This window comes from Dictyoglomus thermophilum H-6-12 (assembly GCF_000020965.1).
Classification (GTDB): Bacteria; Dictyoglomota; Dictyoglomia; order Dictyoglomales; family Dictyoglomaceae; genus Dictyoglomus; species Dictyoglomus thermophilum.
In genome coordinates, this window is record NC_011297.1 from 706,067 (window position 1) to 731,419 (window position 25,353).

Consider the following 25,353-nt stretch of genomic DNA (forward strand, 5'->3'; position numbering starts at 1 on the left):
TTCATTATGAAAAAATTAGGTTATGTATTAATTTTAATCTCTTTAATGATTCTTTTCCTTAGTTTGACGGGAGCACAAACTAATAAGATTACTGTTTGGTGCTCTGAAAAGCAGGTAGATATTCTCCAAAGATTAGGAGAGGAATTTAAGGCTAAATATGGAGTCAGTGTTGACGTTCAATATGTAGAATTTGGCTCTATTAAGCCTAATTTTTTAACGGCTGCTCCTCAGGGTAAAGGGGCAGATATAATTGTGGGTGCTCATGATTGGGTAGGTGAACTGGTAGTAAATGGCTTATTGGAACCTATTAGTCAGTTCAAAGATCAAAATCAATTTTATGCTACAGCTTTGAATGCCTTCTCTTATGGTGGTAAACTCTATGGTTTGCCCTATGCTATGGAGGCTATTGCACTAATCTATAACAAAGATTATGTAAAGCTTCCACCTTCTACTTTTGATTCCTTAATCTCAACTGCAAAAAGAATAGATACTGCTTATAAAGGAAGGGTTAGAGGCTTCATAACTAGTGGAACAGAATTCTACTATGTAGCACCTGTTCTTTTTGGTTATGGTGGTTATGTATTTAAAGAGACACCAAAAGGTCTTGATGTTTCTGATATTGGTCTTGCGAATCCTGGAGCTATAAAAGGCGCAAAACTTTGGAAGAGGCTTTTTGATGAAAAGATTTTAACACCTGGAGATAATTATCAGATAATGGATTCCATGTTTAAAGAAGGAAAGGCAGCAATGATTATTAATGGACCATGGGCTGTCAAGGCTTATAAAGATGCAGGTATAAATTATGGGGTAACTGTAATACCAAGCTTAGAGAAAGGTGTAGTGGCAAAGCCTTTTGTAGGGGTTCAGGGATTTATGATAAATGCAAAATCTCCTAATAAGATTCTTGCAAGAGATTTCGTACTCAACTATATAGCTACAAAAGATACAATGTACAAGATTTATCTGGCAGATCCAAGAATTCCTGCAAGAAAAGATGTCCTTTCTATGATTAAAGATAATCCTGATATAGTTGGTTTCACAAAGAGTGCAGCAAATGGTATACCTATGCCTAACGTTCCTGAAATGGCTTTTGTTTGGAGTGCTATGAATGATGCTCTTAACTTAATTGCAAATGGGAAGGCAACTCCTGAGGAAGCTTTAGAAAATGCAGTGAAAGCAATAAAAGCTCAAATTAAGAAGTAAAAGATAAAGATAAATAGTGGTGGTCCAGAGATAACTCTGGGCCACCTGAGGAGGGTGGATAATTTGATGTTAAAATTAACAAAATTTGTCTTATGGTTTTTATTAGCGTTAGTTAATGCTCTTCTTTTTTGGGCAGGAGTATACCTGATTCAAAACTATTATTATGAACTTGGCGCAATTATAATAATTGCTTTAATCCTTATAGATTTTTTTATATTTAATCCTAAAGCTTATCCTTATAGGTATACAATTCCTGCTCTTATTTTTTTATTTTTACTTGTCATTTATCCCATATACTTTACCATAAAAACTGCTTTTACTAACTACGGAACTGGACACATATTTACTCGTCAAGAAGCTGTTGAGAGATTATTATACGATCCTAATTATACTTATGTGGTTGAGAAAAATCCTATAGACTTTAAAATTTTTGCTGTTTACAAGGATGAAAAGCCTACAGAATCCTTTCTTGTGTTATTTAAAATAGGTGGAGAGACATATTTGGGGAAAATGCCTATTCCTACTGTAAGGAAAGGCACTGAAGTTTTGCTTAGGGAAGGTAAACTTTATAAAATAACTTCTTCTAAGGTAACAATAGATGGAGTATCTTACGAGTTTCAGCCTACTCTAAAAGATGTGAATCAAATAATTTCTAAGGATAAAGTTTACAAATTGCTATATTCTTCTGAGGATCTCAGTTTAGAGAGAAATACTTATTATTTCATCTTGTTAATACAAAAATATCTTTCTAATGCGGAGTATATAGATCAAGAAACAGGAAGAATAGTGGGAGTTAAGGTAGATACTGATGGTAGGTGGAAATTCTTTTTTATCAATAGGCTATATCGCCTTTCTTTTGAAGAAGTAAAAGCAGGTGATAAGACTTATAAAAAGAGTGTAATAATAAACACAAAGACTCAAAAACCCTTGATAGAGGAGAAAGGATCTTTTTATGATCTTGACGAAAATGGCAATAGGGTTTTCTTGATAGGTTATACTGCCTTTGTAGGGTTGGAGAACTTTGAGAGAATCTTTAAAGATGAGAGAATATCTAAACCCTTTTTAAATATTTTTATATGGACTGTGGAATGGTCTTTATTTACCGTACTATTATCCTTCTCTATAGGCCTTATTTTTGCTCTTGCTTTAAACAACAGAAGATTAAAGGGTAGAAATGTTTATAGAACACTTTTGATAATTCCTTGGGCAATCCCCTATTTTATATCGGTTTTGACATGGAAAAATGGTATATTCAATGAGACTTATGGAATTCTAAATAAGATAATACTTCCTATGATAGGATTGAATCCAATAAAATGGTTTAATGATCCCTTCTGGGCAAAGGTAATATGCATAATTGTTAATACTTGGCTTACATTTCCCTATATGATGACCATATCTTTAGGAGCTCTCCAGTCAATTCCTGATGAACTTTATGAGGTGGCTGCGATTGATGGTGCTGGAAGATTTGCAAGATTTAGATACATAACCCTTCCTATGCTTTTAACTATTGTAGCTCCTCTTTTAATAAGTAGTTTTGCCTATACTTTCAATAATTTTACTCTAATTTATCTCTTAACAGCAGGTGGTCCTCCAATGGTTTCTGCAACCACGCCAGCTGGACATACTGATATTTTGATATCCTATGTTTATAAGCTTGCTTTTGAGGGAAGAGGTCAAGAGTTTGGTTTTGCAAGTGCTATTTCTATTTTGATATTTTTCTTAGTTGCTGGTATAAGTTTGATCAATTTCAAAATATCGGGTTCTTTTGAAGAGGTAAGAGGTGAATAGATATGGTTGAGAAAAAGACTTATTGGTTAACTCATATTGTTTTATGGATCTTAATTCCTATTATATTGTTTCCAGTGGTCTGGGTGGTTAGTACTTCTATAAGGAGAGATGAGGCTGCTTTTTCTACTAAGATCTTCTCTTCAAGGGTATCCTTACAAAATTATAAAGATCTCATTGCTCCCGAGAAGAATATGCCTGCTCTTGTTCAGGAAATTCAAAATCTTATAATGTTAACACCACCTTATGATAATTGGGACAGAAAGAGGATTGAAAGAGAGATAGAAAGGGATATTTCTGCTTTGAAGTCATATATAGAAGAGACTAATACCAGGTATAACGAGGTAGAGAAGAACTATAAAGCCCTAAACGATTATTTGTCTTTAAAAACCGATAACATTAAGACAAGCCTATACGAGTTAATAGAAAGCTTAAAGGAATATTTAGAAAAAAATCTTCCTAAGGAAGGAAAAGAAGGTGATCTATCTTTAAAATTATCCAAGTTAAAAAAGCTAAGGGAAAAGATTGAAGAATTAAACAGTAAAATATATCAGAATAGGGTTAAATATAATAGGTTTTTGGAAAAACTTAGTTTAATTCAGAGAGAGATCTTAGAGATAGATAAAAAAATTAATGCCCTGAATAATGAAGTTGTAAGTCTAAATAGTAAGTTTAGTGATTTCTCGCTGGTAAGTTATAAAGAAAATTCTTATATTGAAGAAGCACAATCTGCTCTAATTAGTAAACTATCCCGATACTCAGATTTTAGTTTAGTGACCCAGAATATTAAAAATCTTTATCAAAAATTGAAATATCTTTCACCAAAGGATATTGAATACACTTATCTTCAAACGTCTCTTTTTAAAATTTCTAAAGAGCTTAATAATTTGATTGATCAATTTGATAAGAAAGTTGTAGAGTTAAGCGCATATGATAAAAAAATTGCACTTTTAAATCAAGAGAACGAATTTCTTGAGATGCAGAAGGAGCTTCTTCAAGGTCAAGAAGAGAACATAGAGGAAGAGGTAAAGCCATTAACGAAGATTGATAAGTTAAAGGAGTTTATATCTTCTCTTGATAGTAAGTTAAATAAAATTCAGATGTTTGGTAACTTAGACGATTTGGTTAATGAAGTCTCTAATTGGGAGAGTGAATTTAGAGAATTTGTTACCTCATATATTATTGATTACGGAAGAGATAGTTTAAGCTCAAAGATTGAAAGTACTGCGGAAGGATTAAAGTGGTTTAATGATTACAAAACTTTGAAGGAAAGATTTGTAAGCTTTTCTTCTTACTTAAGTAAAAATTTAGAAAAGGCTAGCGATTTAACATCTAGAATAGAAAATAAATGGAGAGAAGTTTTTGAGAAGAATCTTCAAGGGAATAGATTATATCTTTCTGAGCTTGATGATTTATACAATTTAATAAAGACTGATTTTGTAAATTTTGTAAGTGCTAACATGAATATTGTATCTAAAAAGGCTGGAGATCTAATGGATATAATTCCTTTTAAAGAAGCAAAGAAATGGCTTGATAGAATAGATAACGGAGTATTTAGAATAGATCAAATTTGGAAACAAAAGACAAAACATTACTTTTTAAAATGGGTTAGAAATTCTATCTTGGTATCAGGAATAGCAGCTATTATAACTACTTTAATATGTTCTCTTGCAGCCTATCCATTTAGTAGGATGAGATTTTGGGGCAGGAGATATGGTATTTTGACTCTTCTTCTTATTCAGATGTTTCCTAGTGCAGTTTATATGATTGCTATATATACTCTACTTAATATCCTGGGTAGATTTATTCCATTTCTTGGGCTCGATACTCTTTCAGGTCTTACCTTTGTTTATTTGGGAAATATTGCCTATAACATGTATCTTATAAAAGGATATTATGATACTATACCTGATTCTCTTGAAGAATCCGCTATGATTGATGGAGCCACCAGGTTTCAAACTTTTTACAAGATTGTATTACCTTTAGCAAGACCTATCCTAACTGTTGTGGTGATTCTTACATTTATGAATATCTTTAATGAGTTTATCTTTGCACGAATAATCCTTCAAGATGCTCAGAAATATACTTATGCTATTGGTCTATGGACTTTCTCTTCAGGGCCCTATCAAACAGAGTGGGGGTTATTTACTGCTGCTGCTCTTCTTGGTATGTTACCTATGACTATATTATTCCTATCTTTGCAAAGGTATATTGTAAGTGGTTTGACTAAAGGAGCAGTTAAAGGATAGTCTTTAAATTTTAGGAGGATATGAAATATGAGAAAACTAACTATATTAATTTTGATGGGGGTTTTTATGCTAACTTTGGGATATGCCGAAACTAAGGTAGTTGTAAATCCTATAGAAAATATATCCAAAGATTTCATTAAGGGCATTGATATATCAATGTTGTATGAGATTGAGAAAAATGGAGGAAAGTTTTTTGATAATGGGGTTCAAAAAGATCCGCTTCAAATACTAAAGGATCACGGAGTTAATTGGGTGAGAGTAAGGATATGGAATGATCCTTACGATGAGAAAGGCAATCCTTATGGTGGAGGAAATTGCGAATATAAAAGTATGACCGAACTTGCTAAGAGAGCAAAAGCTCTGGGATTAAAAGTACTTGTGGATTTTCATTACAGCGATTTTTGGGCTGATCCTGGTAAACAGGAAAAGCCAAAGGCGTGGAAAAATTTAAAAGGTAAAGCCCTTGAAAAAGCAGTTTCTGATTTTACATATCAGGTGATTAAGTACATGAGAGATAATAGAGCTTTACCTGATATGGTGCAGATTGGTAACGAAGTTAATAATGGTTTTTTGTGGCCTGATGGTAAGCTTATTGGAGATGATGCAGGAGGTTTTGAGAATTTTGTTAGGTTGTTCAATGCTGGAGCAAGTGCTGTAAGAAAAGTGGATAAGAATATTAAGATAGCTGTGCATCTTGCTGAAGGTGGAAATAGTGCATTATTTAGATGGTTTTTTGGAAATGTTTTAAGTTTAAAAATGGACTTTGATGTTATCGGAGTATCTTATTATCCCTACTGGCATGGCACCTTGGATGAATTGAGGGAAAATTTAAACAGTATTGCTCTCTGGTTGAATAAGGAGATAGCAATTTTTGAGACTGCTTATGCATGGACTTTAGATGATGCTGATGGACATCCAAACATTTTTGGTGGAGACCTGTGGAAGATAGGAGGATATAAGCCTACAATTCAAGGACAAGCTACAGCTATAAGGGACATAATGGATGTAATAGCTAATATACCAAATAATAAAGGTTTAGGAATATTCTATTGGGAGGGTTGTTGGATACCTGTAAAGGGAGCAGGATGGAAGCAAGGAGAAGGCAATCCATGGGAAAATCAAGCTCTATTTGATTTTAAAGGGAATGCTCTTCCATCTTTAGATGTGTTTAATCTTGTTTATAGAAAAGAGAAGGTTTATTCAAAACCAATAGAAGTTTTGTCCGAGATAAATATAAAAATTTCTACAGGAGAGATACCTAATTTGCCTGAAAAGGTTAAAGTGCTATTTGATGATGACTCAATTAGAAGTATGAAAGTTAAATGGGATGTTATTGATCCAAAACTTATTGCAACTCCTGGAGAGTTTAAGTTAAAAGGAATTATTGATGAAGTACAAAAAGAAATATATGCAAATATTCAGGTGAGTGGTCAGAAAAATTATATACAGAATCCAAGCTTTGAATCTGGAACTCTTTTCCCTTGGAAGGTTGAAGGAGATATCTCTGCTGTAAAGGTTGTAAAGGCAACTCCTCCTCAGAATGCAAAGTCAGGGGATTACGCTCTTAACTATTGGCTTGATAAGCCTTTTAAGTTTGAGTTATACCAGGTTGTTAAGGATCTTAAACCTGGTAAATATAAGGTTAGTTTTTGGATTCAAGGTGGCGGAGGAGAAAATTTAGTAAGGTTTAAAGTTAGTGGATACGGGGGTGAAGATAGATATATTGACATAACTAATACTGGTTGGTTAGAGTGGAAAAATCCTACTATAAGCAATATTGAAGTTACTACGGGAGAGATTAAAATAAGTATAATAGTGGATGGAAATACTGGAAACTGGGCATGGATAGATGATTTTGAGTTGAAAGAACAAGAGTAGGAAAGGCAAGGGGGCCTTTATAAATAAAATAATTTATTACTTTATGGAGAGGTTAAGATGAAGAAGTATATAGTTTTTTTATTGGTTTTATTGCTTTTCGTAAGTTTTGCTAACTCTCAAACCCCCAAAAGAGGTGGTACACTAGTTTTTGGAAGAGGGGGAGATTCGGTTAAGTTGGATCCAATAAATGTTACTGATGGTGAATCTTTAAGAGTTACTCATCAAATTTTTGATACTTTAGTGAAGTATAAGCCTAATAATACCGAAGTAGTACCCTCTTTAGCTGTAAAATGGACAGTATCAAAAGATCAAAAGGTTTGGACCTTTTATCTTAGAAAGGGAGTAAAATTTCATGATGGTACTCCCTTTAATGCTCAGGCAGTAAAATTTAATTTTGATAGATGGAGAGATCCTAAGAATCCTTATCATTTTGGGGGAGAATTTGAATACTGGGGATATATGTTTGGTGGATTTCCAGGGATTGTTAAATCTGTAGATGTAATAGATGATTATACGGTAAAAATTACTTTAACAAAACCTTTAGCACCGTTTCTTTCTAACCTTGCAATGCCATGCTTTGCCATAGCGAGTCCTACAGCTATTAAGAAATATAAGGAAGATTTCTTTAAAAATCCCGTAGGAACAGGACCTTTTAAGTTTGTTTCCTGGATTAAAGGAGATAAAATTGTCCTCGAGGCGAATAAAAACTATTGGGATGGTGCTCCTTACTTAGATAAGATAATATTTAGATCTATTCCAGATAATTCAGCAAGATTTATGGAACTTGAGGCAGGGACTGTAGATATTATTGATGGTATTAATCCAGAGGACGTGGAGAGGGTAAAACAAAATAAAAACTTACAACTCTTTATAAGGCCAAGTTTAAATGTATGCTATATTGCAATGAACATGGATAAGAAGCCCTTTGATGATATAAGGGTTAGGTTAGCTATAAATTATGCTATAGATAAAAAAGCAATTGTAGATGCTTATTATCCTAAAGGATTTGCCATGGTAGCAAAGAACCCTATTCCTCCTAGCTTATGGGGATATAATGATAAGATCCAAGATTACTCATATGATCCTGAGAAGGCTAAGAAGTTGTTAGCAGAGGCAGGATATCCTAATGGTTTCAAGACTACCTTATGGGCAATGCCTGTTAATAGGCCATACATCCCTCAACCAATGAAGGTAGCAGAAGCAGTACAGAGTTATTTAAAAGCCGTAGGTATTGATGCTGAAATCGTTACTTATGATTGGGGAACATATCTTCAAAAGACCGAGAATGGTGAACACGATATGGCTTTCTTAGGTTGGACAGGAGATAATGGTGATCCTGATAATTTCTTCTATGTCCTTTTAGATAAAGACAATGCGGTAAAAGGAAGTGCGGGTAATATTGCTTTTTATAGATCTGACGAATTACATGAAATACTTATTAAAGCTCAAACTATATCTAACCAAAAAGAAAGAGCTAAATTATACGAAAAGGCTTGTGAGATAGTCCATCGTGATGTTCCATGGGTAATATTGGCTCATACAATGCCACCTCTTGCTGGAAAAAAGACAGTTCATAATTATATTCCTCATGCAACAGGAAGTGAGCCGCTTAACAAAGTTTGGAAAGAATAAGGAAAAGGGGGAAGTTTATCTTCCCCCCTCTTTTTTACAATTGGGGTGATATAAACTAATGAAGGAATATATAATAAAAAGACTATTGCTTTTAATCCCTATTTTAATTGGAGTTTCCTTTATTTCTTTTATATTAATAAGATTGATACCTGGAGATCCTGCTAGGGTGATCTTAGGAGAAAGAGCAACTCCTGGCGAGCTAGCACGTATTAGAGAAGAGCTTGGTTTGAATAAGCCAATTTTAATACAATACTTGATTTTTTTGAAACAGCTTATAAAAGGAGACCTTGGAAGATCTATTGTGACTAGAGAAAAAGTTATCAATGAAATTATGATTAGATTTCCAGCTACTATTGAGTTGACCTTGTTTTCTATGTTTATAGCAAGCTTTTTGGGGATATTTTTCGGAATTTTAGCATCTCTAAAGCCTGGATCTATTGTTGACACTTTTGTTATGTTTCTTGCTCTTGTAGGAGTGTCTATGCCTATTTTTTGGTTAGGTCTTATGTTAATATGGTTTGGGGCTCTCTATTTAGGGTGGTTCCCTCCTTCAGGAAGATTAGATGTAGATATAAACTTGAATGTTATAACAAACTTTTACTTGATTGACAGCGTTTTAACAGGTAATTTTAAAGCCTTCTTCAACTCTTTGTATCATCTTATCTTACCGAGTATTGCCTTATCCTCGGTACCTATGGCAACAATTGCAAGAATGACAAGGTCAAGTATGTTAGAGGTGCTAAATCAAGAGTACATTTTAGTAGAATATGCTAAGGGTTTACCAAAAAGAAGAATCATTTTACGATCTGCTCTAAGAAATGCATTAATCCCCATTATTACTGTGATTGGGCTAGAATTTGGGTTTTTGTTGGGAGGGGCTATTATGACGGAGACTATATTCTCATGGCCTGGAATGGGAAGACTAGTATATGATGCTATAATGTCTCGAGATTATCCGTTAATACAAGGAGCCATATTGCTATCAGCCTTATTATTTGTAATAATTAATCTTATAGTGGATATAATATATGTTTTTATCGATCCAAGAATACGCTATTAGGTTAGGGGAAGATGATAATGAAAAAGGTAAATTTAGGTCAAAAGTCCTCAAGAAGAATTTTGAAAAAATTTTTAAGGCATAAGACAGGGATTTTAGGGGCTTTTTTGCTTTTTTCTTTCATTCTCTTAGCTGTATTTGCTGACTTAATAACACCATATGATCCTTATACCCAAAATTTAGTTGAAAGATTACTTCCACCATCTCCTAAGCATTTTTTCGGTACTGACTATGCAGGAAGGGATATTTTTACAAGGATTATTTATGGAGCAAGGATCTCGCTTACCGTAGGATTTATATCTGTTTTTTTTGCTTTATCTTTTGGAGTCTTTTTAGGACTAATTTCAGGATATTTTGGGGGTTTGTGGGATGTTTTAATAATGAGATTAATTGATATAATGCTTGCTTTTCCAACAATACTTCTTGCTATTGGTATTGTGGCTGTTTTAGGACCAAAATTGGAAAACACTATGATTGCTGTTGGTATTGTCTCTATTCCAACCTTTGCAAGGATAGTTAGAGCTTCAGTCCTTTCAGTAAAAGAAAAAGATTTTATTGTTGCTGCAAAAGCTGTAGGCGTAAGTACGGGAAAAATCTTGTTAAAGCATATCTTGCCTAATATTGTTGCTCCTATAATTGTACAAGCTACTTTGGGCATAGGTTCTGCAATACTTGAGGCTGCTGGTCTTTCTTTTTTAGGGCTTGGGGCAAAACCTCCAACTCCCGAATGGGGTGCTATGCTTTCTGAATCTCGACAATATTTGAGAACTGCTCCTTGGACTGTTGTTTTTCCAGGACTTGCTATAATGATGTTAGTCCTTGCATTCAATCTTTTTGGGGATGCGTTGAGAGATGTATTTGATCCAAAGTCCTATAAGTGAGGTGTAGCTAAAATGGGTTATAAAGAGATTGTTATGGGGAAACAAAAGAGAATTGCCTTAGTGGCTCATGATAACAAAAAACAGGAATTATTAGAATGGGCAAGGTTTAACAGAGGAACATTGTCTAACCATATTCTGTATGCTACTGGAACTACTGGTGATATTTTAGAAAAAGAACTTGGTTTAAAAATAATAAAATTTTATAGTGGTCCACTTGGAGGAGACCAACAGATTGGAGCAAAAATTGCAGAAGGGGAGATAGATTTTCTCATATTTTTCTGGGATCCATTAGAACCACTCCCTCATGATCCTGATGTAAAGGCACTTCTTAGAATTGCTGTGGTATGGAATATTCCTATAGCTTCGAATAGAGCTACAGCTGATTTTATAATCTCCTCTCCACTAATGAATATGGAGTATGTAAGGCTTGTTCCTGACTATGAGGCTTATGTTCACAGAAAATTGAATTTGTAAAATTTTATCACAAAATATATTGATTTTATTATGTTGACATCTAATTATTTTAAAAGTATAATTTAATTGAGTTGTTGTGAAGGGAGGTGGTGAGAGAAATCCTTAATGTTACTCGTTTTAAGTACGGTCTTAATGAGAGATTTAGAGAGGAAGCTCTTTATCCTTTAAAGGATAAAGGTAGCTCTCTCTAAAAAAATATTTATTGTGGGAGGGTCGTATGAGTAGGAGGATTTTAAGTTTAGTATTAATGGTATTCTTAGTCTTAAGTGTTTCTTATGCACAGGTAGGTAAATTTAAGGATGTTCCATCTAATCATTGGGCAGCAGAAGCAGTTAAGTACTTAACAGATTTAGGGATAATTTCTGGAATCAAACCTGATACTTTTGCTGGAGATCTATATGTAACAAGATATCAAGTTGCTGTCTTACTCTATAAGTTAATACAAGCTCTACAAACTGGTAAAATAGCCTTGCCTGCAACCGATGTTAGTGAACTTAAAGACCTTGTTTCTCAACTCCAGGATGAATTGCAGCTTATTGGAGCAAACGTAGAAGATTTAATGAATGCGTTACAAGATCTTGATTCAAGAGTTTCTGACTTAGAAACAGCGATTACTGAGAAAGTGGGAGTAGAAGATGTAGAGAATATAGTCAATGAGGCACTTGCGGATGTAAATGCAAGGCTTGATGATTTAGAGGCAAAGATAGAAGCTATAGAAAAAGTGGAAATTACTCCTGAACAAATTGAGGCAGTAGTTGGAGATAAGTTAGAGCAACTTGTAGAATCAAAAATGGAGGAGTTAACTAGCAGAGTTACTGATCTTGAGGGATTTGTTACTGACTTAGATTCAAGACTTGCAGATGTTGAGGCAGCATTAGTAGATAAGCCATCTTTAGATGAAGTAGAGGCAATGATTGAGGAGAAATTAGGTTCAATTGAGGTTCCAGATGTGGAGGAGTTAACTGGCAGAGTTACTGATCTTGAGGATAGGGTTTCGGCAGTTGAAACAAGACTTGATGATGTAGACAGTGCAATTTCTGATATTATGAGTTCAGTAGATGATCTAAATGCAAATCTTGTAGATCTTTCTGGAAAGGTCGATGAGGTACTTGCATTAAAAGATCAACTTGATGAGTTAATAGCAAGGATAGAATCTATACAGGGTATAGAGATTCCTGTAGAACTTGATGAGATTAAATCATTCATAATGGATTTAGACTCAAGGTTAACAGAGCTTTCTACCAGTGTAGATGATCTAAGTACAGTAGTAGCTGATTTACAATCTCAGATTGATGATATTAATTCGAAATTTGATCAAGTTAATACAAATATTGATAATATCAACTCTTCTATAGAAGCTCTATCTACCAGTGTGGACGATCTATTTGTGCTTAATGATGGAGTATCTACAAGATTAGATGAAACAGTAAATAGATTAGTTACTTTAGAAGAGAGGGTGGCTACTCTTGAGAATAAAGCTACTGTAGAGAAGAATTTTGCATTGGATTTAAGATTTACAGTAAAAGTTGGTTTGGCCACAAGAACCCCAGTGAATACTCTTACAACAAAGTTAACATTTAATTTGATGCCTAGTGTAAAACTCTTCTTACAATCTGTGAGTAGTGCTAGTGGAATTGATATGTCTGGTGGTGTAGATGCAAGCATGCCAATTAGCAAAGATATAACAGGTGTTGCAGGAGCTTCATATGATAATGGTAAGTTCTCAGTTTATGGTGGTGTGAAGCTTGCGATGTTAAAGAATGCTGTAATTGATGTTATAGTAGGAGTTCCAGATGTTATGGCTCTTGGCAGTGGAGAACTAAAAGATACAGTATCTTTGAAGATTGGTGGATCTTATAAATTAACTGATAAAGTTAGCTTAACAGGATATGCAACAAATCTTGAAGGTGGTGCAGCAGCAGCTAATTTTGCAGTAGTGTATGCTGTAGATCCTAAGGCTGATCTATCTTTAGGATTGTACTTGTACGGTCTAGGAAATCTACTTGGAGGTAATTTTGACGCTGTCCAAAAATCCGTAGTATTCTCTGCAGGAGCTTCCTTCTAATATCTGCTGATTGGAAAATCAAGGGGAGGGAAGAAAATCCCTCCCCTTTTTTATTTCCTACAGGAGTATTTAAAAAATTGATTTTAGAATTTTAGGGGTGAATTTTGATAACTTATAAAATTCTTTATTTTTTAATAAATTAGGAATTGTTTTAAGTACTGATGTCTGATAAGCAGTATCTCCAAAGTTTTCAATGTTTCTTATAATTTCTTCAGAATTAATTATTTTATATATCTCATTCAAATCACTATCACTTAATTGGTTTAAAAACTTTCTTACTATTTTTGTGAATTTTAACTCTTTACCAAATTTTTTATAAGTTAACTTGGGAAATGTTTTTAAATGATTAATATTGTTATCCTCAAGATATTTTTTAACTTGTTCTATAGCTATTTGGGCTCCTTGTAATCCAAAGTATATACCTCCACCTGTGGTAGATTTGTTGTATCCTGCAGCATCTCCAACAATGAGGATATTGGGATAATAATATTCTTCATAAGGTCCTAAAATAGGTATAATTCCACCATAGGACTTTATTATTTCTATACCCGAATTTCGGGTTTTTTTTAGATTGTTTAAAAATTTATCAAGAAATATTTTAGGATTCTCATTAGGTTGGACTGCTACACCGATTTTCGTAAGGTTTCCATAAGGAGAAACCCAAAGGAAAAAGCCTTTTGAATAAGTAGAACCAAGATAAACCTCTACGCATTCTTTATCTAGAAGTTCTAATCCTATTACTTCATATTGAAGGGATACGAGATAAGGATTAGGCTTGAGACCTAATCTTTTGGCAAATTGCCGTTTTGCACCTTCAGCGTTTATTATTACTTTTGCTTCAATCTTTCTTCTTCGATTTTTTTCTTCTATGATTAGTCTTGTTGCTTCGTTTTCAATTTCAATTCCAATAGCCTTTGCTGATAACAGTAAAGTACAGCCATTTTTTCCAGCTAATTCTGCCATGTTTTTGTCAAAGAGAGAACGATCAAGAATGTAGGAGTCAGGCTTACTTTTTTTTAATTTTATAAAATTCCCATTGGGAAAGAAAAAATATCCCCCTTTTAAGCTATTCCTAATGGATTCCTTAGGAAGAGGGAATTCTTCAAAGGCATGAATGCTTAGTTTACCCAAACAGTGTAGGGGTTCTCCTATTTTGCTGTGCTCTTCTATTATGAGAGTTTTTATATTATTTTTCCCTGCTAAGTAACCTGCAAAACTTCCTACGGGTCCACCACCAACTATTACTAGGTCCCAAATCATATAGTTATTCTTTCTTTCTCTCTTTCTTTATATTCTTCCCACGCTTTTATGAGTCTTCTTACACCTTCTTCTACTTTATCCACTGGTACTTGAGAGAAAGAGATTCGAGCAGTGTTTTTTCCTTCTTGGGATACAAAGAACTCTTCTCCAGGGACAAAACTTGTTTTGTTATTTAATGCACACTCTGCGAGTTTATAGGTATCTACCCATTCTGGAAAGGTTAAGAAAAAGAAAAATCCACCTTGAGGATAATTCCAGTTAGCGATATTTTTGAAGGTATTTTCTAAGGCTATTTTTAAAGCGTCTCTCTTTTCTTTGTATGCTTTTCTCAATTTTTTAACATGCTTTTCAAGGAAACCTAATCTCCAATATTGGTATATCATTTTTTGATTCAGAGTTCCTGAACAGAGGTCAGAGGCTTCTTTTAATCTTACAAGGGCATTTATTACTTCTTTATGGCCGATTACAAAACCTGTTCTTAGGCCTGGAGATAAAATTTTCGAGAAGCTTCCTATGGTTATAATTTTTTCACTACCGGAGATGGTTAGAAGAGGAGGTAGAGTGTCAGTATCATAGGAGAGCAAACTATATGCTAAATCCTCTACTACGAAGAAATCATATTTTTCAGAGAGTTCTAAGATTTTTCTTCTTCTCTCTATGGCAAGACATGTGCCTGCTGGGTTAGAAAAGTCAGGAACTATATAAAGCAATTTTACTTTCTCATTTAGATTTGATAGTACCTCTTCTAAATAATCTGTATTGATACCATATTCGTCTTGTGGAATTCCAATAAGTCTATCGGTAAACATACTCCATGCTTGTATAGTCCCAAGATAGCCTGGTTCCTCTATTAAGGCAATGTCATTCTCATCAAGAAATAATTTCCCAAGCAAATCTAAGGCTTGTTGAGATCCTTCTGTTAGTATTATGTTTTCTGGATTTATTGTTAAAGACCATTTATTGAAAAATTGTTCCCCAATTAGCTGTCTTAGTTTTATATCTCCAATAGTTGACGAATATTGAAAGGCACGATTTCCTTCTGTCCTAAGTACTTCTTCATAGGCGTATCTTAGTTCTTCCACTGGGAAGAGGTTATTGTCTGGTAGACCTCCTGCAAAAGAAATAGTTTCTGGATCTTGAGCTAAAACAAATTTTGACATAGCATCAGAGGTTCTTTGGGCTATTCTTTTTGAAAATTTTTTGCACCCCATCTTCCCACTCTCCTTAACTTTTTCACAAAAATTAGCATAATTATTCAATTAAGTCAAGATATAATTTTAGAAATTTTTAGTATATTTTTGTAACTCTTACTTTATTCTCTAAGTTGAATATTTCCTTAATTTGTTCCTCTTGGGTGATTTCTACATATTTTGTTTTGACATATCCAGTAGCACAGGCCAATTTTATAGCCTTAATAGGATCTTTATAATTTTTAAGACCATAGATAAATCCTGCTAAGAATGAATCTCCTGTTCCCCATTGAATACCATTATTAGGAGGTAAAGCGGATTTATAGATATGGTTTTCTATTCCAATTAGAGCTCCTTTTTTTCCAAGGGATATAATGGGGTACTTTATATTATAGTTTTTTAGGAAGCTAATGGCCTGAATATAGTTATTTCTGTTTTTGAGTTTGAATTTTAATAAAGTTTCAATTTCTTCTTTGTTTGGTTTAACAATATCTGGGGATTCCTTTAAGGCTTCTTTTAACACATTATCTCTTGCATCTACTACTTTAATTATTTTAGGATTTTTTATTTCTTTCAACATTAAAGCGTAGATCTCTGCAGGGGTCTCTGGAGGAACACTTCCTGATATTATTACTATCTCAGAATTTTTAACATTTTCTCTAAAGATCTTAAAGAACTTTTCCCATTCTTCATTTCTTATTCTATTTCCAGCTCCGTTTAATACAGTAAAGGTATTTTTTTTATCCTCTTTTATTCCTATAGCAAACCTTGTTTTACCTTTAGTTTCTACAAATTCATAATCAATGTCTCTTATATTTAATTCTTCTTTTAAAATTATACCTGTAGATCCTCCACAAAATCCAATAATTTTAACCTTTTCTCCAAAAGCTTTCAAGGTTTTTGCCACATTTATTCCCTTTCCACCAGGTATCATTTCTTCCTTATAAGATCTATTCACTTTGTTTTTTTGAAATTTTTGAGTATAAAAAACTATATCTAGACTTGGATTTATATTCACCACTAAGATCATCTTTAAGCTCCTTATTAGTTGATTTTAGTTTTAAATATATTATACTTTTAAATATGAAAATGGATATTACTGATTTATTAAAAAAAGCAGATGATTTTAAGCAGAAAGGTAAGTTATATAAAGCCATAACTCTTTATGAAAAGATTTTATCAGAGATCAATGATGACGAACTTTTAAGCTGGCTTAGGATAACTCTTGCTGATCTCTATTTTTGGGTAAAAGAATTTGATAAGGCTAAAAGATTAATAACTGATAATATTGATCATAATCCTAAAGAAGCTTTTAATTACTATTTTATGGGATTTGTTTTAGTCGGAGAAGGAGATTTACATACTGCAAAGGAGTATTTTAAGTTAGCCTGTGATATAGAACCTGAGAATGCAGAGTATCTGAGAGGATTAGGGTTAGTTGAATTTTTATTGGGCAATTATGAGATTTCAGAAAGGATCTTAAGAGAAGTTCTAAGGATAGATCCTGATAACAGTGCTGCAAGAGATAATCTAATTGAATTATTGATAAAAGTTGGAAAGATAGAAGAGGCAGAGGAGGAAATATTTGAATTTAGGAAAAAAGATCCAAAGGATTGGCAAATTCTTTATAGAGTTCAGGAACTTAGGAATAGAAAAAAAGAGATAAAAGAGGGAGGAAGCTTATAGAGCTTCCTCCACTTTTGATGTATCTTTTGAAAGATATTTATCAATTTCAGTTCCTTCAAGAGTTTCCTTTTCCATGAGTATTTTTGAAAGTTCTCTTAGTACATCTTCATGATTTTTTAGTAAATCGAGGGCTTTATTATACATTTTATCTATTATACTTTTTATTTCTTCATCTATAACTCTTGCAGTTTCTTCAGAATAATTTTTAATTTGCATTAAATCTTTACCCAAGAATATTTCTGAATGATTTTCTCCAAGAGAGAGATTTCTTAATTTCTCACTCATTCCATATTCACACACCATTTTTCGAGCAAGTTCTGTAGCTCTCCTTAAATCGTCAGCAGCGCCAGAGGTTGGTTGTCCAAAGATTAATTCTTCGGCAGCCCTTCCTCCTAAAAGTACCGTAATTTCAGCTTCTAATTCTCTTTTAGTGAGTAAGTACCTGTCTTCTTCTGGCAATTGAAGGGTATATCCTAAGGCAAGTCCTCTTGGAATAATGGTAACTTTATGGACAGGAGTTGCTTCGGGAATTAGTTTGGCAACTAAGGCATGCCCTAACTCATGAAAAGCAACGATTTCTTTTTCTTGCGGTCTTAAAATTCGATTCTTCTTTTCCGGACCTGCTATGACCTTTTCAATGGCTTCTTCAAATTCCTCCATGTTAATTTCTCTCTTGTTTTTTCTTGCTGCTAGAATAGCTGCCTCATTTACTAGATTTGCAATATCAGCGCCTACAAACCCGGGAGTACTTTTAGCAATTATATCAATATTAACATCTTTTCCTATTGGTTTTCCTCTTAGATGAACTTCTAATATTTTTTTCCTGCCTTCAAAGTCTGGTCTATCTACAATTACTCTTCTATCAAAACGCCCTGGCCTTAGTAGGGCAGGATCTAAGATATCAGGTCTGTTTGTAGCTGCAAGTACTATAACATTAGTATTTTCATCAAAACCATCCATTTCTACTAAAAGTTGGTTCAATGTTTGTTCTCTTTCGTCGTGGCCTCCACCAAGCCCTGCTCCTCTATGTCTTCCTACAGCATCAAGCTCATCAATAAAGATAATTGAAGGGCTCAATTTTTTAGCCTGGGTAAATAGATCTCTTACTCTTGCAGCTCCTACTCCGACAAACATTTCTACAAATTCTGAGCCGCTTATAGAAAAGAAGGGTACATTGGCTTCTCCTGCTACAGCTCTTGCAAGTAATGTTTTACCAGTTCCTGGTGGGCCTACAAGAAGTATTCCTCTAGGAATTCTTGCTCCTAATTGTCTATATTTCTGTGGATATTTAAGAAAGTCTACAACTTCTTTGAGCTCTTGTTTTGCCTCATCGGCTCCAGCTACGTCAGCAAAGGTTACTTTTGGTCTGTTGTCAAGAAATAGTCTTGCTCTACTTCTTCCAAAGGAAAATGCCTGATTATTGCTACCTTGAATTTGTCTAAACATCATCCAGAAGAAGAAAATAAGAATTAGATAGGGAGCGAAGCCTAAAAGAAAACTTATCCATATAGATGTAGTTTCTGGAGGTCTAACCTCAACTTCTACATCATTTCTTACAAGAGTGGGTATAAGATTTGGATCCTGAGAAGGAATATATACTTTGAATTTTGTTCCATCTCTAAAGAGACCTGTGGCGTCATTCTCTCCTATTTCTACTTTATATACTTCTTTATTTTCAACATATTTTAAAAACTCTGTATAAGAGATTTGTCTTTCTCTATTATTTAAATTAAGAGAGTTAGGATTAATAAAAGTGTATACTAAAAAACCAATCAAAAAGATTATTATAAGTCTCTGAATTAAGCCCCTCCAGTTCAATTATTTAAACCTCCTTCTTTAGGCTAAGATGTAGTATTGTTTGGGTATCGTTGGTGACTTTAGCAATATCCGACCTTATTACCCCTGGAATCCATAATATCTTATCTTTATAAGTCACCAAGGGAATAATCTTTCTTTTCCATTTTGGGATCTTTTTATCCACAAAAACATCTTGTACCTTTTTACTTTTTCCTTCAAGTCCAAAAGGCTCTATTCTATCTCCCTCTTTCCAGTTTCTAACTATTAACTCCTTAGCTTTTATTTTATCATAGTCAAAATATGCATGCCACAAATCTTTAAAATTGAAAGGCTCTCCTTCGTTTCTTATCAATTCTGCTTTTAGGATTTCTCCTGTAGGAAGCTTAACCTCTCCAGGTATAGGAAGTATAATTATAAATTCATGTTTTTCTTTTTTATAGATATATATTTTCTGGTTGTAAAGATAGATTTCTGTATTTCCTATTTCTAAAGTTTTGCTACCTTCCATAATACTCATCTCTCTGAGAATATAAAATATTGCTTCGTTTGATAACTCTTCATTAAAATTTTTGAAGATCTCCTTCAAAACTCTGATTTTTATAGCATCATGTAAAAGTTTCCAACCTTCATTTTCTATTTCTATTACATTATTAGATCTTTTTAGACCATCAAAATATTTCTTGGAAAGTTTTTCTAAGAGATCATTCTCAATAGATAGTATGACGCTTTGAGAAATAATACTTTGAGGAAACTGTGGTATATTTTCTTTAAGGAAAGGAATTAGTTGATATCTAATTCTGTTTCTTAAAGTAATTGGTAAAAGATTTGTAAAATCATCGACATATTTTAAATTTTTTCTTTTACAATACTCAAGAATTTCTTCCTTTGAGAGTATAATAATAGGTCTTATGAAATTATCTCTTTTGGTGGGTATGCCACACAAACCCTCTATTCCATATCCTTTAAAGAAACTCATAATTATAGTTTCTATTTGGTCATCTAAGGTGTGTCCTAAAGCAATTTTATTAAATTTGATCTTTTCTGAAAATTTTATAAGGGCTTTGTATCTTTCTTCTCTGAGGGTCTTTTCCGTAAAATCTGTAGTATAAATGTCAAGAAAGGAATAAGGAATGCTTCTAGATGTGGCATAGTCTTTAATTATTTCTTTTTCTATGTAAGTATTTGAGCGGACATGGTGGTCTATGTATACAATATATAAATTCAAGTTAAGAATAGAAGATAAATTATATAAAATTTCGGATAAGGCTATAGAATCACTCCCACCAGAAACACTTAAAATAATAGAGTCCCCCTGAGATATGAGGGACTCGCTTTTTATAAAATCTAAGACTTTTTTTTCTATATAATCTAAATTACTTATATCCTTAGTCACTTTCCTTGGTGGCGGTGCAGGGATTCGAACCCTGGACACCACGGTTATGAACCGTGTGCTCTAACCGCTGAGCTACACCGCCAATTTTTTCTTTTCAAATGAATTATAATAAAAATTTTTGTTTTAGACAATACTTTACGAAGAATAAAACTTATGATAAACTTTTAAACCAAAGAGAGGTTTAGGGATTACCGCCGGAGTGGCGGAATGGCAGACGCACTGGACTTAAAATCCAGTGGGGAGCAATCCCCGTGCCGGTTCGAGTCCGGCCTCCGGCACCATTCCAACCCCTCTTTAAATATTAATTAAAAGAGGTGTGAGATAATGCCAGACAGAGATTATGAAGAAGATATAATTGTTTTGGAGGGTGAAGACGGAACTACTTATGAGTATATTGTAAGAGATTTTGTCGAGGTAGATGATAAGACTTATGTTCTTCTCACCCCTAAGGATTCTGAGGATATGGAGGAAGTGTATATATTTCGTTGCAGGCTTGCAGAAAAGGATGGTGAACTATATATAGAAGCTCTTGAAGAAATAGAAGACGACGATGAGTATGAGAGAGTTGTTGAGGCACTCGAGGAAGAAGAAGAGTGGGAGGAAGAGGATTGGGAAGAAGAAGATCAATAATTATTCTCTCTATTTCTTATTAATTGTTTCTCTTATATTTTTTATAGGATTCCTTTTTTACTTAGACTTAACCGCTCCTAAGAGTAAGATAAGGAGAGACATAGAGGTATATATACCTGAAGGTTCCTCTGCTTATAAGATTGCGGATATTCTTTTTGATAATGGATTAATAAAGTCTAAAAAAATCTTTATTGTGACTACGAAATTATTAGGCAAAGAAAAAGAGCTTAAGAGTGGATATTATTTATTGTCTCCTTCCTACTCCATTTTTGATATATTGGATGCTATAACCCAGGGGAAAGGTGTAAGAGTAAAAGTTACGATTCCTGAGGGAAGTAGTTTAAAAGATATAGCTAATATACTCTCTGAGAAATTGAATCTCTCTGTTGAGAGGTTTATAAAACTTTGTAATGACAAAGATTTTATCAATAGTGTGATACGGGATTATAAAGATTTTTTGGGAAGCCATGAGGATATTAAAACTCTTGAAGGTTATTTATTTTCTTCAACTTATTATTTTAATAAAGGAGTAAAAGAGGAGGATGTTATAAGATTTCTTGTAAAGAGTTTTTTCTATCAAGTGAGAAATAACATACCTGAGTATAAAGATAGACTTAAAGCTTTGAATTTATCTTTTAAGGATTGGATTATTTTAGCATCCATTGTAGAGAAAGAAGCTAAGGTTAATGAAGAGAAACCTCTTATTGCAGGTGTATTTATAAATCGTTTAAGAAAAGGCTATAAATTACAATCTTGTGCAACAGTAGAATACATTTATGGATTCAAAAAGCCTGTGCTTTTGTATAAAGATCTGGAGGTTGATTCTCCATATAATACCTATATATATTATGGACTTCCTCCTTCTCCAATTTGTTCTCCAAGCTTGGAATCTTTGAAAGCGGTACTTTATCCTCAAGGAGATTATTTGTTTTTTGTGGCGAAAGGAGATGGTACTCATTTCTTTACTAAAACTTACGAAGAACACCTAAAGGTCCAAGGAATGAAAAAATGAGGTGTTCTATGTTAGATATATTAAAGCCTAAGAAGTTTGTAGAATCAATATTTGATATTGATTTTGAAGATTTATATAAGAGAGGTTATAGGGGTATAATCTTTGATCTTGATAATACCATAGTTCCTTGGAATGGAAATGAGCTCGATCCTAAGACAAGAGATCTGATTGAAAACATTAAGAAAATAGGTTTTAAGGTGGTTATTTTATCAAATAATTGGTCTCAGAAAAGAGTAAAATATTTTTCAAAAATTATGAAACTTCCTGCATTAGGATCTGCTTTTAAACCTAGGGTTAGATCTTTCAAAAAAGCTATGGAATTGATGGATACAGAACCTACAAATACTTTGGTTGTTGGTGATAGAATATTAACAGATATATTTGGAGGAAATAAAATTGGAATGTATACTATATTAGTAGCACCTATTGATAAAAATGAGATATGGATAAAAAAATGGACGGTAAGAAAATTAGAAAATTGGCTTTTAGATCTCTGGATTAAAAGGGGAGAAATTACTAAGGGGGAATAAAATGGATTCGATTAATATTAATGAGAGATTAATAGGAATTTTAAAGAGTAGAAACATTGTTCCTGCTGCAATTTTAGATAATATCCTCTCTAACTTAAGAGGGAAGGATATACAAGAAATTTTGTTGGAAGAAGGGTTGATTTCTAAGGAAAAGTTAGTAGATTTACTTAGTGAGATTTTAGGGTGGAAGGTACTTGTAGGTAAAGAGTTTAAGCCTAATGAAGAAGCAGCAAAAAGTATTCCGCCGTTTTTAACTAAGTTTCATAATTTTATTCCTCTTGGAATTGAGGAAAAAACCATTAAAGTGGGATTCTTTCCTCCTGTAAAACCAACAGCTATCGAGGATATAAGACTATTAACTGGTTATGATGTGGAACCTTACCTTTTAAAAATCAGCTCAGGGGAAGAGGATTTGTCTTCTTTAATTGCTGCTCCTAAAACTACTAATGTAGATATTGATTTGGAACCTGAGAAAGTTGAAGAACCTTTAAAGGGAATCGAAATCGGTACATGGGATGAATCGGAGTTAAATAAAATTATCGAGGAATTGACTCCTGAAGGAGGAATTTTGGAGGAAAGTTCAAGTGCTTCTTTACTAATCGATAATCAAGAATCTCAGACTATATCTCCTGGTGAAACGTCAGAAGCTAAACAAGAGGAGAATATGCCAACTATTGAAGTAAAAGAGGAATCAATTTCAGAAGTATTATCTCAAATAGAGGGTGTTGAGGTTGTAGAGGAGGAAAAGGTTGAGAGAATAGAAGAGGTTCAAGAGGCTGAAAAGGTAGAAGAAAAGCAAAAGGAAGGTTTTAAAAAAACTGAAAAAGATTTGGCTGATAAGATTATTGAAAGTATCAGGAGTAGTTTATCATCTGCAGATAAAAAAGGATTGGATGAAAAGAAGGTTGCAAAACCTTCAACAAGAAGAACAGGGAGGAGAAAATTATTAGGTGAGGTTTTACTTGAAAAAAATCTGATTACTAAAGAACAGCTTGATGAAGCATTGGCTCTTTCTTCTAAGAAAGGTATAAGACTTGGAGAAGCCTTGTTGGAATTAAAGTTATTAGATGATGTAGCATTAGCTAAGCTTTTAAGCGAGCAATTTGATATTCCCTTTAAGTCTTTAAAAGAGGTAAAAATTGACCATGATCTTGCTAAGCTAATTTCACCTCAGAAAGCAAGAGAGAACCTGATTCTTCCTTTATATAGGGATAATGGAAGAATTGTTGTAGGAATAGTAGATCCAAGTAATATTTTAGCCTTAGATGATCTACGTATGGTTACAAGAAGCGAAGTTTTTCCTGTTATAGTTCCGAGAAATGAGCTTATAGATGCTATAAACCAGATATGGGGTAGTGAAGAGGTGGAGAAGGTTTTAGAGGAAATTATTGTGCAAAAGGAAGAGGAGGAGACCCAATATCAGGAGGTCTCTCTTGAGGAAATTTCGTCTCAGGAAGGTCCTATAGCAAAATTAGTTAATAGTATTTTGGTAGATGCTGTGAAAAGAGGGGCTAGCGATATTCACATCGAACCTACAGAAAAGAATGTAAGGGTAAGATTCAGAATTGATGGTGTTCTTCACGAGATAATGTTTATTCAAAAGAGATTTCAGGCGGCAATAGTTTCGAGAATCAAAATTATGAGTGATATGGATATATCAGAAAGAAGGATTCCTCAAGATGGAAGAATAAAAGCAAATATTAAAGGAGAGGTTTATGATTTTCGTGTGTCTACTCTTCCTGGAGTTTTTGGAGAAAAGGTGGTTTTAAGAATTCTCGGTAGAGGCTCCATATCTTTAAGCCTTGAGAGTTTAGGTTTTTCTGAGCACAACTACGAGAGATATTTAAAGATGTTGAAAACTCCTTACGGAATAATATTAGTGACCGGACCTACAGGAAGTGGTAAGTCTACCACTCTTTATGCTTCTTTGAACATGATAAATTCTCCTGATATAAACATTATTACTGTGGAAGATCCTGTAGAGTATCAGCTTCCGGGAATTCACCAAGTACAGGTTAATCCAAAGGCAGGTCTTACCTTTGCTTCAGCGTTAAGATCCATATTAAGACAAGACCCTGATGTGGTACTTGTGGGAGAGATTCGTGATGAGGAGACTGCAAGAATTGCTATTCAAGCTGCATTGACAGGTCACTTAGTGCTTTCAACTTTACATACTAATGATGCTCCGTCTGCTGTTACGAGATTGATAGATATGGGAATTGAGCCTTTCCTTATTAGTTCTTCTTTATTAGGGGCTGTGGCCCAAAGACTTGTAAGGACTATATGTCCTAATTGTAAGGCTCCTTACGAACCTACTAAGGAGGAAATAGAGGCTATAAAGGCTACTTTGGGAGATATAGATTTGTCAAATGTAACTTTTTACAAAGGCAAAGGTTGTCCTAAGTGTAACGGAAAAGGATATAAGGGAAGAACTGCTATTCATGAGATTATGCTCATGAATGATGAGATAAGGGACTTGGTATTAAAGAAGGCATCGAGAGAGACCATAAAAGAAGTTGCAAGAAAACACGGTATGGTAACCTTAAGAGAAGATGGAATGCAAAAAGTTTTAAAAGGTATGACTACAGTTGAAGAGGTAATGAGAGTAACTGCTGCAGATTAATGGGA

At 33.7% G+C, this 25,353-nt stretch carries 19 protein-coding genes and 2 tRNA genes; 15 read left to right on the forward strand and 6 right to left on the reverse strand.

Annotated elements, in window-relative coordinates; translation table 11 throughout:
• The first annotated feature begins 6 nt into the window (after positions 1-6).
• The 9 genes from DICTH_RS03345 to DICTH_RS03385 all read left to right on the forward strand — a co-directional run bounded on the left by DICTH_RS03345 (position 7) and on the right by DICTH_RS03385 (position 13,227).
• Positions 7-1,203: a sugar ABC transporter substrate-binding protein gene (locus tag DICTH_RS03345; RefSeq protein ID WP_012547440.1), complete on the forward strand. Its 1,197-nt coding sequence runs from the start codon at positions 7-9 to the stop codon at positions 1,201-1,203.
• Between the two features lie 66 nt (positions 1,204-1,269).
• Positions 1,270-2,994: an ABC transporter permease subunit gene (locus tag DICTH_RS03350; protein WP_041723199.1), complete on the forward strand. Its 1,725-nt coding sequence runs from the start codon at positions 1,270-1,272 to the stop codon at positions 2,992-2,994.
• A 2-nt stretch (positions 2,995-2,996) separates the two neighbouring features.
• Positions 2,997-5,240: a sugar ABC transporter permease gene (locus DICTH_RS03355; RefSeq protein ID WP_012548325.1), complete on the forward strand. Its 2,244-nt coding sequence runs from the start codon at positions 2,997-2,999 to the stop codon at positions 5,238-5,240.
• 27 nt (positions 5,241-5,267) lie between these two features.
• Positions 5,268-7,118: a glycosyl hydrolase 53 family protein gene (locus DICTH_RS03360; protein WP_012547741.1), complete on the forward strand. Its 1,851-nt coding sequence runs from the start codon at positions 5,268-5,270 to the stop codon at positions 7,116-7,118.
• Positions 7,119-7,175: 57 nt separating this feature from the next.
• On the forward strand, positions 7,176-8,750 hold the full coding sequence (locus DICTH_RS03365) for an ABC transporter substrate-binding protein (protein ID WP_012548137.1): 1,575 nt from the start codon (positions 7,176-7,178) through the stop codon (positions 8,748-8,750).
• A 58-nt stretch (positions 8,751-8,808) separates the two neighbouring features.
• Positions 8,809-9,810: an ABC transporter permease gene (locus DICTH_RS03370; protein WP_041723201.1), complete on the forward strand. Its 1,002-nt coding sequence runs from the start codon at positions 8,809-8,811 to the stop codon at positions 9,808-9,810.
• A 17-nt stretch (positions 9,811-9,827) separates the two neighbouring features.
• A complete protein-coding gene (nikC, locus tag DICTH_RS03375) occupies positions 9,828-10,688 on the forward strand; it encodes a nickel transporter permease (protein WP_012548665.1) in 861 nt (286 codons plus the stop codon).
• 12 nt (positions 10,689-10,700) lie between these two features.
• Positions 10,701-11,162 (forward strand): methylglyoxal synthase, encoded by a 462-nt coding sequence (locus DICTH_RS03380; RefSeq protein WP_012547392.1) that lies wholly within the window; start codon positions 10,701-10,703, stop codon positions 11,160-11,162.
• A 217-nt stretch (positions 11,163-11,379) separates the two neighbouring features.
• Positions 11,380-13,227, forward strand: a complete 1,848-nt coding sequence (locus tag DICTH_RS03385) for an S-layer homology domain-containing protein (protein WP_012547278.1) — start codon at positions 11,380-11,382, stop codon at positions 13,225-13,227.
• A 69-nt stretch (positions 13,228-13,296) separates the two neighbouring features.
• Here the strand turns inward: DICTH_RS03385 and DICTH_RS03390 are convergent, their stop codons facing one another.
• The 3 genes from DICTH_RS03390 to DICTH_RS03400 all read right to left on the reverse strand — a co-directional run bounded on the left by DICTH_RS03390 (position 13,297) and on the right by DICTH_RS03400 (position 16,707).
• A complete protein-coding gene (locus tag DICTH_RS03390) occupies positions 13,297-14,487 on the reverse strand; it encodes a geranylgeranyl reductase family protein (RefSeq protein ID WP_012548100.1) in 1,191 nt (396 codons plus the stop codon).
• The gene (locus DICTH_RS03395; RefSeq protein ID WP_012548182.1) at positions 14,484-15,698 is read right to left on the reverse strand and encodes an aminotransferase-like domain-containing protein; all 1,215 of its coding nucleotides are present in this window, start codon (positions 15,696-15,698) and stop codon (positions 14,484-14,486) included. The genes DICTH_RS03390 and DICTH_RS03395 overlap by 4 nt, the downstream gene beginning before the upstream one ends.
• A 76-nt stretch (positions 15,699-15,774) precedes the next feature.
• A complete protein-coding gene (locus DICTH_RS03400; protein WP_012548305.1) occupies positions 15,775-16,707 on the reverse strand; it encodes a 1-phosphofructokinase family hexose kinase in 933 nt (310 codons plus the stop codon).
• 59 nt (positions 16,708-16,766) lie between these two features.
• Between DICTH_RS03400 and DICTH_RS03405 the strand changes: the two genes are divergently transcribed.
• The gene (locus DICTH_RS03405) at positions 16,767-17,363 is read left to right on the forward strand and encodes a tetratricopeptide repeat protein (RefSeq protein WP_236608280.1); all 597 of its coding nucleotides are present in this window, start codon (positions 16,767-16,769) and stop codon (positions 17,361-17,363) included.
• Here the strand turns inward: DICTH_RS03405 and ftsH are convergent.
• The 3 genes from ftsH to DICTH_RS03420 all read right to left on the reverse strand — a co-directional run bounded on the left by ftsH (position 17,358) and on the right by DICTH_RS03420 (position 20,635).
• Positions 17,358-19,181, reverse strand: a complete 1,824-nt coding sequence (gene ftsH, locus DICTH_RS03410) for an ATP-dependent zinc metalloprotease FtsH (protein WP_012548341.1) — start codon at positions 19,179-19,181, stop codon at positions 17,358-17,360. The two genes, DICTH_RS03405 and ftsH, sit on opposite strands and share 6 nt — an antisense overlap.
• Positions 19,182-19,185: 4 nt before the next feature.
• Positions 19,186-20,553 (reverse strand): tRNA lysidine(34) synthetase TilS, encoded by a 1,368-nt coding sequence (gene tilS / locus DICTH_RS03415; protein ID WP_012548781.1) that lies wholly within the window; start codon positions 20,551-20,553, stop codon positions 19,186-19,188.
• 6 nt (positions 20,554-20,559) lie between these two features.
• Positions 20,560-20,635 (reverse strand) — tRNA-Met (locus tag DICTH_RS03420).
• 111 nt (positions 20,636-20,746) lie between these two features.
• Between DICTH_RS03420 and DICTH_RS03425 the strand changes: the two genes are divergently transcribed.
• The 5 genes from DICTH_RS03425 to gspE all read left to right on the forward strand — a co-directional run bounded on the left by DICTH_RS03425 (position 20,747) and on the right by gspE (position 25,348).
• Positions 20,747-20,834 (forward strand) — tRNA-Leu (locus DICTH_RS03425).
• Between the two features lie 43 nt (positions 20,835-20,877).
• The gene (locus DICTH_RS03430; protein ID WP_012547627.1) at positions 20,878-21,183 is read left to right on the forward strand and encodes a DUF1292 domain-containing protein; all 306 of its coding nucleotides are present in this window, start codon (positions 20,878-20,880) and stop codon (positions 21,181-21,183) included.
• Positions 21,110-22,195 (forward strand): endolytic transglycosylase MltG, encoded by a 1,086-nt coding sequence (gene mltG / locus DICTH_RS03435; protein WP_236608281.1) that lies wholly within the window; start codon positions 21,110-21,112, stop codon positions 22,193-22,195. Before DICTH_RS03430 ends, mltG begins: the two co-directional genes overlap by 74 nt.
• Positions 22,196-22,203: 8 nt before the next feature.
• Positions 22,204-22,725 carry a YqeG family HAD IIIA-type phosphatase gene (locus DICTH_RS03440; RefSeq protein ID WP_012547241.1) on the forward strand — a complete coding sequence of 174 codons (522 nt, stop codon included), beginning with the start codon at positions 22,204-22,206 and terminating at the stop codon, positions 22,723-22,725.
• A 1-nt stretch (position 22,726) separates the two neighbouring features.
• Positions 22,727-25,348, forward strand: coding sequence for a type II secretion system ATPase GspE (gene gspE / locus DICTH_RS03445; protein WP_012548064.1), 2,622 nt, complete (start codon positions 22,727-22,729; stop codon positions 25,346-25,348).
• Positions 25,349-25,353: the final 5 nt, after the last annotated feature.